This is a genomic window from Halalkalibacter sp. AB-rgal2, from assembly GCF_041821005.1.
Taxonomy (GTDB): domain Bacteria; phylum Bacillota; class Bacilli; order Bacillales; family Bacillaceae_D; genus Halalkalibacter.
Window position 1 is genome coordinate 47,594 of sequence record NZ_JBGUAV010000029.1, and the last position, 12,184, is coordinate 59,777.

The window sequence follows — 12,184 nt, forward strand, 5'->3', positions numbered from 1 at the left end:
TCTTTCCGCTGTCTTAAAGCGTATAAACAACTTGAAGGGGGTCTCCACTCTAATGAATAAAAAGTCTATACTTGATCTTGATCTAAAAGGAAAAAAAGTATTTTGTCGTGTTGACTTTAATGTACCAATGAAGGACGGCGAAGTAACGGATGAAACACGTATTCGTGCTGCTATTCCGACGATTCAACATCTTGTTGAGCAAGGTGCTCGTGTTATTTTAGCTTCACACTTAGGTCGTCCGAAAGGTGAAGTTGTCGAAGAGCTTCGGTTAACGCCTGTTGCGAAACGATTAAGTGAATTACTTGGTAAGGACGTAAAGAAGGTAGATGAAGCACACGGGCCTGTAGCAGAGGAAGCGGCGAATGAATTGGCTGACGGTGACGTGCTATTATTAGAGAATGTACGATTCTATGCTGGTGAAGAGAAGAATGACACTGAGCTAGCGAAAGCATTTGCAGCTTTAGCTGATGTGTATGTGAACGATGCATTTGGTACAGCTCACCGTGCTCACGCGTCAACAGAAGGTATAGCACATCATATACCATCTGCAGCTGGTTTGTTAATGCAAAAGGAATTAGAGGTTCTTGGAAAGGCTCTATCAAATCCAGAGCGTCCATTTACAGCGATTATCGGTGGTGCGAAAGTAAAGGATAAGATCGGTGTTATTGAGAACTTATTAGAAAAAGTCGATAACTTAATTATTGGTGGCGGACTTGCGTATACGTTTGTTAAGGCATTAGGTCATGAAATTGGACTTTCTTTGCTTGAAGAGGATAAAATTGAATTGGCAAAATCATTCATGGAAAAAGCAAAGAAAAATGGTGTGAATCTTTATTTGCCTGAGGATGTAACGGTTGCGGATGATTTCTCGAATGATGCGAACATTAAGACGGTTGCGATCGATTCGATTCCATCTGATTGGGAAGCACTAGACATTGGTCCAAATACACGTGCTACATATGAAAAAGTCATCAAAGATTCAAAGCTTGTTATTTGGAATGGACCGATGGGTGTATTCGAATTAGAAGCATTTTCTAAAGGAACGAAGACTGTTGGACAAGCGCTGGCAGACAGTGATGCGTATACAGTAATCGGCGGAGGAGATTCAGCAGCAGCTGTTGAAAAGTTCAACATGGCTGAGAAAATGAGTCATATTTCGACTGGTGGTGGTGCATCATTAGAGTTCATGGAAGGTAAAGAGCTTCCTGGAGTTGTCGCATTATCAGACAAATAATTTAAATCATTAAACGGGGTGAAAAAATGCGTAAGCCAATTATTGCAGGTAACTGGAAAATGAACAAAACGTTAGGTGAAGCAAAGCAATTTGTTCAAGAAGTAAAAAATAGTGTTCCAGCAAATAGTGAAGTGGATGCTGTTGTTTGTTCACCAGCGTTATTTTTAGAAAGTTTAGTAAATGATACAAAAGGTACAGACTTAAAAGTAGGTGCACAAAACGTTCACTTCGAGGAAAATGGTGCATTTACAGGTGAGGTTAGCCCAGTCGCTTTAGCGGATATCGGCGTCGACTATGTGATCATTGGTCATTCTGAACGCCGTGAAATGTTTGCTGAAACGGATGAAACGGTCAACAAAAAAGTACATGCCGCGTTCAAACATCACCTTGTTCCGATTATGTGTTGTGGGGAAACGGATGAAGAGCGTGAAGCGGGTAACACGAATGATGTTGTCAAAGTCCAAGTAGAAGCTGGTCTTGCTGGATTAACAGAGGAGCAAGTGAAACATACAGTAATCGCGTACGAGCCAATTTGGGCTATTGGAACAGGTAAGTCTTCGTCTGCCACAGATGCAAATGAAGTATGTTCTTATATTCGTAAAGTCGTTGCCGAGGCGTTCTCACCAGCTGCAGCAGAAGCGGTACGTATTCAATATGGTGGAAGCGTGAAGCCTGCTAACATTAAAGAGTACATGGCGCAATCTGATATCGATGGTGCCCTAGTTGGTGGTGCAAGCTTAGAGACAGCTTCATTCTTATCTCTATTGGAGGAAGGCAAATGAGCAAGAAACCGGTAGCTCTCATCATCCTTGATGGATTTGCGATGAGAGAGGAAGAAAAAGGGAACGCTGTCGTACAAGCGAATAAGCCTAATTTCGATCGCTATTGGAATCAATATCCGCACGCTACACTTGAAGCACAAGGGGAAGCGGTCGGTTTACCTGAAGGGCAAATGGGGAACTCCGAAGTGGGCCATTTAAATATTGGTGCTGGTCGAATCGTTTATCAAAGCTTAACGCGAGTGAATTTATCGATTCGTGAAGGTGACTTCTTTGAAAATGAAACATTTCTTGATGCGATGAACCATGTGAAGAAAAAGAACAGTGCTTTACATGTATATGGATTGCTGTCAGATGGTGGAATTCATAGTCATATTAATCATCTATTTGCCTTACTTGAGCTTGCAAAACGAGAACAAGTGGAGAAGGTCTATGTACATGGCTTTTTAGATGGTCGTGATGTCGGCCAAACATCAGCTGAAATCTATGTTCGTAACTTGCAGGAAAAGTTACAAGAGCTTGGATTAGGTCAGATCGCTTCTCTTCACGGACGCTACTATGCGATGGATCGTGATAAGCGTTGGGATCGAGTGGAGAAATCATACCGTGCAATGGTGTATGGAGAAGGCCCAACGTATACAGATCCTGTACAAGTGATTGAAGATAATTATAAAAATGACATCTTTGATGAATTTGTCATTCCTTCTGTGATAACAGAGGAAGATGGTACTCCAATTGGAACGATTCAAGATGATGATGCGGTTATCTTCTTTAACTTCCGTCCTGATCGTGCGATTCAAATGTCTCAAGTCTTTACGAATGAGGACTTCCGTGGCTTTGATCGTGGTGATCAGCATCCAACGAATCTTCATTACGTTTGCTTAACTCATTTTAGTGAAACGGTTGATGGGTATGTGGCATTTAAGCCATCGAACCTCGATAACACACTAGGTGAAGTGTTGGCACAACAGCAGTACAAACAGCTTCGTATTGCTGAAACGGAAAAGTATCCTCATGTGACCTTCTTTTTCAGTGGCGGTCGTGAAGAGCCATTTCCGAATGAAGAGCGGATCTTAATTGATTCACCTAAGGTTGCAACCTATGATTTGCAGCCTGAAATGAGCGCATATGAGGTAACGGATGCATTAGTGAAGGAAATTGAAGCTGATAAGCATGATGCAATTATTTTAAACTTTGCTAATCCGGATATGGTTGGACATTCTGGTATGCTTAAGCCTACAATTAAGGCGGTAGAGACTGTTGATGAATGTCTTGGTCGTGTCGTTGATGCGATCTTGGCAAAGGGTGGTGCTGCTGTCATAACAGCTGATCATGGTAATGCTGATGAAGTTGTGACGTTAGACGGCAACGCGATGACGGCACATACGACGAATCGTGTTCCTGTTATTGTGACAGATGAAGGACTTTCGTTACGTGAAGACGGCATTCTTGCAGATTTAGCGCCAACCGTTTTAAGTATTTTAGGTGGAAGTCAGCCGAAAGAAATGACAGGAAAGACATTAATTAAATAAGCGACTTCAGTCGTTTATGATAACTAATAAGGAGTGAATGATAATGACAATGATTACAGATGTTTATGCTCGCGAAGTATTAGATTCTCGTGGTAACCCGACAGTAGAAGTAGAAGTATATCTTGAGTCTGGCGCTATGGGACGTGCACTTGTTCCAAGTGGTGCATCAACTGGTGAATACGAAGCGGTTGAATTACGTGACGGCGGCGATCGTTACATGGGTAAAGGTGTATTAAAGGCGGTTGAGAATGTTAATGAAATCATTGCGCCAGAATTAATCGGAATCGACGCACTTGACCAAGTCGGCATCGATCAATTGATGATTGAGCTTGACGGAACGGATAACAAAGGAAAATTAGGCGCTAATGCGATTCTAGGTGTATCAATGGCTGTTGCACATGCAGCTGCAGATGCTCTAGGTATTCCTTTATACGTCTACCTTGGTGGATTTAACGCAAAGCAGCTTCCGGTACCAATGATGAACATCATCAATGGTGGTGAGCATGCTGACAATAACGTTGACATTCAAGAATTCATGGTTATGCCAGTAGGTGCTGAAAACTTCCAAGAAGCTCTTCGCATGGGTGCAGAAATTTTCCATAACCTTAAAGCGGTTCTTAAGAGCAAAGGCTACAACACAGCTGTAGGTGATGAAGGTGGATTCGCACCTAACCTATCATCTAATGAAGAAGCTCTTTCAACAATTATCGAAGCCATCGAAAAAGCAGGCTTCAAGCCAGGTGAAGAAGTGAAGCTGGCTATGGATGTTGCTGCTTCTGAAATCTACAACAAAGAGGACGGTAAATACCATTTAGCTGGAGAAGGTAAGAGCTTGACAGCTGAAGAAATGGTGAACTTCTATGAGGAGCTTGTATCGAAATACCCAATTATCTCAATTGAAGATGGTCTTGACGAAAACGATTGGGATGGCTTCAAGCTTCTAACAGATCGCCTTGGTGACAAAGTGCAGCTTGTCGGCGATGATTTATTCGTTACGAACACGAAGAAGCTTTCTGAAGGTATTGAAAAAGGAATTGGAAACTCTATCCTAATCAAAGTAAACCAAATTGGTACGTTAACAGAAACGTTTGAAGCCATTGAAATGGCGAAGCGTGCTGGTTATACAGCAGTCATCTCTCACCGTTCTGGTGAAACAGAAGATGCAACGATTGCGGATATCGCTGTTGCGACAAACGCTGGTCAAATTAAGACGGGTGCTCCTTCACGTACAGACCGTGTAGCGAAGTACAACCAGCTACTTCGCATCGAAGACGAGCTAGCTAGCGTGGCAACATACGGTGGACTATCTTCATTCTACAATTTAAATGATAAGTAATTTTTAATGAAAAGCCTTAAGAAGGGAGTATGTGCCCTTTTTAAGGCTTTTTTCTTTTGGCGAGCGGTCTCATAGTTCGAAAAGGAATGGGGTGTAGGTTGGAAAGAGAATCGAGAGAAAAGCTGCGCCAGTGAGGGTGAGAGGCGCAAGGTTTAGGAGAGAATCGAGAGGAAAGATGGGCCAGCAAGGGTGATAGGTGTATGTTCGGAGGAGGATCAAGAGGAAATATGCGTCATAAAAAGTATAGATGCATGTTTGACTTGAATGCACATTTAAATCTGCATCCAAGAAAAAAAGCCATTAATTTGAATATCAGTATTTCACTAATATGGGGTTAGTGTAAATACACGGATCTCATTATTACAGGTCTAAAGGGCTTATCTTTTTTATACATATAATTAATGAGTCGGATGACAGAAGGGACTGACAAAGGTGCGCTTTGTTTTTGATCAAGATCAATTAAAAGAATATGATCCAATTCCACCAGGAATTCAATTGTACTCTGTGCGAAAGGAATTTAGAGAACATCCTTTGCAAACGTTACAAGCATTATCGGCCATGGGATATGAGACAGTAGAGTTTGCTGGTTATGGTGATGTGTCTGCATCTGTTATGAAACAATATTTGCGAGATGCCTCTTTACAAGCTCCAGCTTCTCATGTTCAATTTGAGCATCTAGTAGAAGATTTACAAGCTGAAATTGAATATGCGAAGGTCGTTGGTACCACATACATTGTTATCCCTTTCGTTGAGCCTGACATTTTTAAAGAGGAAGCTGCTTTTCAACAACTTATTTATTCTATAAAAAAAATAGCTAAAATCGTTAAAGAAGAAGGTCTCCAACTTGTTTATCACAATCACCAAGAAGAATTTGAACCTTTGCCATCAGGAGAATTAGTCATTGATCGACTATTACGAGAAGTAGATAGTGATTTGGTATTAGAGATAGACCTTTACTGGACATTTAAAGCCGGTTTTGAACCGTTAGAAATGTTAGAGAAATATAAGGGGCGAACACCACTTGTTCATATAAAAGAAGCGGGACCTACATGTGAAACAATCGAATTAGATCGGGGGATTATCGATTATCGCCTAACTTTAAAACAGCTTGAACGATTCGGAGTACGTTATTATTTTGTCGAACAGGAGCATTTTGAACGTCCACCATTAGAAAGTGCGCAAATCAATAGCGAATTTGTTCAGAAATGGAAAGGAAGGAGTCGATAAAAGATGGATCAACGCTTTTTTTCTCAGGAGGAATATACGCACCAAGAGTTCCAACCGGATCAGATTCCGATTTGCCCACCAGACCGACCAGAGAAACCATTAGATACGTGGGTTCCACTAACGCCTATTGAAGAAATGGCTAAACAAGAATATGATGTGATAATTGTAGGAACAGGTGCAGGGGCCAGTGCGCTTATATGGAAGCTGGCGCAAGAGGAAGGGATAGAAGAGAAAAAGATTGGAATGATTGATGCGGGTGGATTGTATATTCCAACTCATGTTAATAATATTCCAACTTTAGAGGGACGGCGCGATGCGTATCGATTTAACGATAACATTAGCCGACCGATCGGGGAACCGGATTTACCAGCCTCTAAACAATTGATTGGATTTGGGGGAAAAGCGATCATATGGGGGGGAGTCGCGGTTCGGTTTCAGCCGTATGAATTTACCTTTTGGCCGATTTCGTATGATGATATTGAACCGTATTATGAATTAGCCGAACAAATCCTCTATGTCCAGGAGCCGTCGACAACGGTGGAAACGAATCTTTTTTTACAGCAATTGTGGCGAGATAATTACCCCGCTTTTATTATGCCGTTTGCCGCACGATTAGAGTGGCAGGAAGGTCGAGCGCTTCCTGATGTGTTTTCAAGCTCGCTCACTTTAATTGGAGCAGCATTAGGTAAAAGGGACATCGATATTGCTATTCATGCACCTGTGCAAAAAGTGTTGATGAATGGAGACCAAGTTCAAGGTGTTGAAGCCATCGATCGTGACGAGCGTGTTCATCAAATTAAAGCAAAAAAAGTCGTTTTAGCTGCCAATGCATTTCAAACTCCACGTATTTTGTTGCAATCATCATTTGATCATTTACCTGTCGGGCGCTATTTAATCAAACATACTTTCTTCAAAATGAGAGCATTCACATCTGAAAAAGTGGGAGACTTTTTTTCAGAAATTACACCTTGCTACGTCAGACAGCGTCCGGATGCTCCATATTTCGTACAAATATTTCCAGAAGCTGATCGACAGTTAGGCTTTTACGGTTTTGTTAAAGTACTTTCACGTTATCGAAATCGTGTGACATTAGATAATAACAAGCTGTTGACCTTTTATCAAAGTAGTGAATTAGACAGGCAATTGCTACATCAAGCACTAATTGATACGGAGCGAATGATTCAGTCAATTGGAGCTGAAATAGGTACGGAGAAGGAGGGGGATGAACCGCTTTGTTTAACAATTCCAGGAAGTGATTATCACGAATCAGGGACATGTCGGATGGGAATGAGCCCGAGTGATTCAGTTGTTGATTCCACTTGCGCTGTTCATGGTGTAAAGGGGCTATGGATAGCTGATAACAGTATTTTACCGACTCTCGGATCAAACCCTACGTTAACGACGATGTCTTTAAGCTTACGAACGGGAGATACAATCATTAGGGAATTAGTAGATGAATGATTTGGACGATGAAAAACAATAGTATTTGTTGCATGAATATAACAAAATTGCTCATCCTAACTATAAACTTTCGTAAAACGAGGAGTAATTGGTATGAGCCCACGTCGAAATGGATGGCGTATTAAGCAGAGGTCTGGTGTTAGCAAGAAAGAGCAGCTTATTGATGATTCCATTAAGCAAATGAAAAGAATAGACAGTCAGCTTAAAGATAGTAGATCAAAGATGGGCGATATTTTTAAAGACTCAGACGATATTAGTTTTCACGATTATCAGTTTGGGCATCATCTGTCTATTCAATCATTCATTATGCATTGTCAATCACTCGTTCAAAAAGAAAAAGTGAACTTCGTGAAGTCGTTATTACAGGATGTTGTAAAGCATGAAGTAGGTCCAGCTAATGAAATTACGTTAGATCGTCTTAAGCATTTTGTTATAAACCATGGCGTAACAAATGAAACCCCTGTTCTAATTAATGATTATGAAGAAGCGACTACAAAAGTATTGGCGGGCTATTTTGTCCTATTTATTGATGGTTGGGATCAAGCATTAGCGTTTGAGGCGATTTCAATTGAAGGTCGAGCTGTTGACGAGCCCTCGACAGAATCAGTCATCATAGGTCCTCATGAGGGGACGGTAGAAGATTTAAAAAAGAATATCGGTTTAATTCGTTCGAGGATGCAGTCGAAGCATTTGAAGCTTAAATCGATGCATGTTGGGAAAGTGTCTCGTACGGAAATTGCGTATATGTATTTAGAAGGTGCTGTTGACGCTGAAGTTTTATCTGAATTTGAAAGGCGTATGGAAAAGGTGAAGGAATTAGAAATATTAGAAACGACATTTATAGAAGAACTAATTGAAGATTCAACTCTTTCTCCTTTTCCACAATATCGATATACAGAGCGCCCGGATACGGCTAATGCTGCCTTACTTGATGGAAAAATTATTGTGCTTGTTCATGGAACGGGCTCTATCCTAATCTGCCCTGCACTCTATTTAGAGTTATTTCAGTCTGTCGAGGATTATTACCAACGTTCGATCATTTCAACTACAATTCGGTTAATGCGCTTTATTGCCGTTATTATCGCGCTAACATTACCGAGTGTTTACATTGCGTTATCTACGTTTCATCCAGAGATGATCCCAACGATCTTACTATTGGCAATTATTAATACGAGAGAGGGGATTCCGTTCCCTGCTTTAATTGAAGCATTGATTATGGTTTTCTTTTTTGAGCTGATGCGTGAGGCTGGAATTCGTATGCCTAAGCCTGTTGGACAAGCCGTTAGTATCGTAGGTGCACTCATTATTGGTGAAGCGGCCATTCAAGCAGGAATTGCTTCACCTATCATGGTCGTTGTTGTGGCGTTAACAGGAATATCATCCTTTGCAGTACCACAATATAACTTAGGTATTAGTTACAGAATCTTACAGTTCCCTTTAATGTTTTTAGCTGCGACGTTAGGTGGGTTTGGTATCATGGTTGGCCTATTGCTCATCCTTCTTCATTTAAGCTCGTTAAGATCATTAGGTATCCCTTATTTAGCCCCGTTTGCACCATTAAGACCAAATAAGCTAAGAGATGCCTTCATTCGAGTGTCAATTGGAAAATTACTACGTTCTCCTCGTAACCATAAAGAGCATCAATTTCCACAAGCATCGAATGAGAAATGAGGGTGAAAATATTGAAGCGTATATTCTTATTGATGATCGCTCTTCTATTTCTTGCTGGCTGTTGGGATCAACGTGAATTAATGGAGAGAGGATTTATTTTAGGAGCGGCGATTGATGAAGATCAAGAAAAGGTTGAACTAACGGTTCAGTTTTACCGACCTGTTATGATTGGTTCCTCTGAAGGCGGAGGTGGTGGTGGTAGAGAACCAATTGTAACGACAATTGAAAGTGAGTCGGTATCTGAAGCTGCTAGAAATTTAGTGAACTATTTTGGGAGAAAAGCGAATTGGAGTCATATGCAGGTAATTGTTGTTGGGGAAGAGACTGTCCGACACCGCCACTTTAATGACATCCTAGCCTTTTTTTATCGGGAGCAAGAGCCGCGTGCAACGACTAATTTAATGATCGGAAAAGGTAAAGGAAGTGACTATTTAGCGACCGAACCGATGTTTGAATATGCATCAAGTCGTCAGTTTCGTGAGCTTCAAAGGATTTCTCATGATGAGGCGGGAAATACATTGGATACGACACTACATGAGCTTAGTCTGCAGCTTCAAAGTGAGCTAGGAGTGGCGATTGTCCCACTAGTTGAGAAGAAGATTGAAAAAGAAATTACAACATCTCCTCTTACAGGAGTTGCGATTATTAAAGATGGAGTTATGGTTGGAGATTTAGATGGTACAGAAACCCAGCATGTTCTAATAATTCGACAACAATATAATCGGGGAATTTGGAAAATACCTTGTGAAGAAGATCCGAGTGTGTCGAAATCGGATAATATGGAAATAATTGTAAGGGAATCTCGAGTTTCTCCAGATTTAGTAGGTGAACAGATAATTGTGGATGTTGATATCGAATTTGAAGTAAGAGTTCGTGAGTTAATGTGCGATACGGTTTTAGAAACATCGGAAGAAGTAAATGCATACGCTCAAAAAATAGAAGAGACGATTGAAGAAGATTTGAATAAAACGATAGAAGGTGTAAAAAAGAAAAAAGTTGATGTTCTTAATTTAGGAAATGATTATCATAAAAAGGATGCTAAGAAATGGGAGGAAATAAAGGACGATTGGGAAGAATATTTTGAAAGTGCTCAATTTGTTTATGATATTAACGTGGAAATTGTAAGCTCTGGACTAGTCGATTTAAAACCATTTGTGGAAATGGATTAGGTGATGGGTCATGACTACAAAAGTGATCATGTTGACAATATTATTTATAGGTTTAATGGTCTATGATTTTCCTAAGCTGAAAAAGAAAGGTCGCAAAATCAACATCATTTATTTTACCATTGTAGCTGTAGCTATTTATTTAAGTGCCGATTTTATTCTCATTTTAAATTGGTACAATTTATCAGACTTGTTGCATGATGTACTGTACCAGCCGGCTAAGCAAATAGTCGATTGGATGGTCATCGAATAAGGAGGGAAGGGATGGAACAATCAAAGGAAATAGTAAGTGATCATCAGATGGCGTTTATTTTCTTATGCTATATGGTAGGCTCTGCTTTAGTAAATATCCCTTCTCCATTAATTACAAATGCTGAAAATGGAGCTTGGATTTCGTTGCTTCTTACTTCTATTGTTGGCTTTGGGATCTTAATCGTCATCTTGTATTTAAATAAAGCGCATAGAGGTAGTACTTTTTTTGAATATACGAAAAAGGTTTATGGAAAGTGGCTTACTTATGTTGTCATCGGATTATTATTGATGCTATTAGTCATTATGGTGTCAAATATTATATTGGATGTCGGCATGTTTTTACATAACACAGTTATGCGTGCAACTCCTTTATACATTGTCCAAGGATTTATTTTTCTTGTTGCAGCATTAACGATTTTTTGTGGGATTGAAGTCATTGGTCGAATGTTTACAATGTTGATTCTTTTTGTCATGGCTGTATACGGTGTGTTTTTGCTGATGATCGTGCCCGTTATTGAACCGCAATACATTCTCCCGCTTACCCCTGATGGATGGAAGCCGATTTTGCATGGAGCGTATTTTGTATTTGGTTTTCCTTACAGTGAAGTTATTTTATTTGCGATATTACTACCATTTGCTCGTCAGAAGGAAGCCGGTACTTTAAGACGCGGAATGATTGTTGCATACATTTTAACAACGTTACTTTTATTAACTGCTGTTTTCATTTCAATTATGGTTTTAGGACCAATAGGAACAAAGGTGAAATATTCGTTGTTTTACATATCTACTTTAATTGATGTACAAGATATACTAACGCGTATCGAAGCGGTAATGGCAATGAGCTGGATTATTGGTTCTTATATGAAAGCAACGATTGTTCTTTATATGATTCATACGTTATTTAATGAAATGGTAGGGGAGAAGAGTACAAGAATATTCGTTTTTCCAATTTCATTTTTGTGTTTACTTATGTCTGTGACATTGTATGAGCATGAGCTCGAATTTGCTGATCATGTAGGAGTCATTTGGCCTCTTTTTATTACAATTGTCGCAGTTATACCTATAACATTAATGGCGGCAATAACTATGATTAAAAAAAGGCGTAAAAGAAAGAAGCGTTCAAAAGAAGAATCAAAAGAACTGGATATTTAAGTCGTAGAATGAATACAATTTATATTTTTTGTTGTAGAATGGACATCCTTTATGCTACATTATAAATAGTGTGTACTTACGGTGTGGAGGTGTAGGTTGTGGAAACTGTAGCATTTGTTCTACTTATCATTGTATCGATTTTATTAATTACGGTTGTATTGTTGCAATCTGGGAGAAGTGCTGGTTTATCTGGCGCGATCTCAGGTGGTGCGGAGCAGTTAGTCGGAAAGCAAAAAGCACGAGGATTAGATGCGGTATTAATTCGTGCAACAGTCGTGCTCGCTGTTTTATTCTTTGTACTAACGGTAACGGTTGCATATTTCCTATAATGAACGAAGCGGTAGGTGATTAGCACCTACCGTTTTTTCTTATGA

11 protein-coding genes are annotated in these 12,184 nt (G+C 40.0%); all 11 read left to right on the forward strand.

Annotation, left to right across the window (positions count from 1 at the left end):
- The first annotated feature begins 52 nt into the window (after positions 1 to 52).
- The 11 genes from ACERJO_RS17915 (at position 53) to secG (ending at position 12,139) form a co-directional block, all read left to right on the forward strand.
- Positions 53 to 1,234: a phosphoglycerate kinase gene (locus ACERJO_RS17915; protein ID WP_247106617.1), complete on the forward strand. Its 1,182-nt coding sequence runs from the start codon at positions 53 to 55 to the stop codon at positions 1,232 to 1,234.
- 26 nt (positions 1,235 to 1,260) lie between these two features.
- On the forward strand, positions 1,261 to 2,016 hold the full coding sequence (gene tpiA / locus ACERJO_RS17920) for a triose-phosphate isomerase (RefSeq protein ID WP_373648387.1): 756 nt from the start codon (positions 1,261 to 1,263) through the stop codon (positions 2,014 to 2,016).
- On the forward strand, positions 2,013 to 3,545 hold the full coding sequence (gene gpmI / locus ACERJO_RS17925; protein WP_373648389.1) for a 2,3-bisphosphoglycerate-independent phosphoglycerate mutase: 1,533 nt from the start codon (positions 2,013 to 2,015) through the stop codon (positions 3,543 to 3,545). The genes tpiA and gpmI overlap by 4 nt, the downstream gene beginning before the upstream one ends.
- Before the next feature lie 43 nt (positions 3,546 to 3,588).
- The gene (gene eno / locus ACERJO_RS17930) at positions 3,589 to 4,881 is read left to right on the forward strand and encodes a phosphopyruvate hydratase (protein ID WP_373648390.1); all 1,293 of its coding nucleotides are present in this window, start codon (positions 3,589 to 3,591) and stop codon (positions 4,879 to 4,881) included.
- Positions 4,882 to 5,313: 432 nt separating this feature from the next.
- Complete coding sequence (locus tag ACERJO_RS17935) at positions 5,314 to 6,108, forward strand: sugar phosphate isomerase/epimerase family protein (RefSeq protein ID WP_247106621.1); 795 nt, start codon at positions 5,314 to 5,316, stop codon at positions 6,106 to 6,108.
- A 3-nt stretch (positions 6,109 to 6,111) separates the two neighbouring features.
- Positions 6,112 to 7,569 (forward strand): GMC oxidoreductase, encoded by a 1,458-nt coding sequence (locus ACERJO_RS17940; RefSeq protein ID WP_373648391.1) that lies wholly within the window; start codon positions 6,112 to 6,114, stop codon positions 7,567 to 7,569.
- A 93-nt stretch (positions 7,570 to 7,662) separates the two neighbouring features.
- Positions 7,663 to 9,240, forward strand: a complete 1,578-nt coding sequence (locus ACERJO_RS17945; protein ID WP_373648392.1) for a spore germination protein — start codon at positions 7,663 to 7,665, stop codon at positions 9,238 to 9,240.
- An 11-nt stretch (positions 9,241 to 9,251) separates the two neighbouring features.
- Positions 9,252 to 10,409, forward strand: a complete 1,158-nt coding sequence (locus ACERJO_RS17950; protein ID WP_373648393.1) for a Ger(x)C family spore germination protein — start codon at positions 9,252 to 9,254, stop codon at positions 10,407 to 10,409.
- A gap of 10 nt (positions 10,410 to 10,419) precedes the next feature.
- Positions 10,420 to 10,659, forward strand: coding sequence for a hypothetical protein (locus ACERJO_RS17955; protein ID WP_247106625.1), 240 nt, complete (start codon positions 10,420 to 10,422; stop codon positions 10,657 to 10,659).
- Positions 10,660 to 10,670: 11 nt separating this feature from the next.
- Positions 10,671 to 11,810 (forward strand): GerAB/ArcD/ProY family transporter, encoded by a 1,140-nt coding sequence (locus ACERJO_RS17960; protein WP_373648395.1) that lies wholly within the window; start codon positions 10,671 to 10,673, stop codon positions 11,808 to 11,810.
- A gap of 98 nt (positions 11,811 to 11,908) precedes the next feature.
- A complete protein-coding gene (gene secG, locus ACERJO_RS17965) occupies positions 11,909 to 12,139 on the forward strand; it encodes a preprotein translocase subunit SecG (RefSeq protein ID WP_247106627.1) in 231 nt (76 codons plus the stop codon).
- Positions 12,140 to 12,184 lie beyond the last annotated feature (45 nt).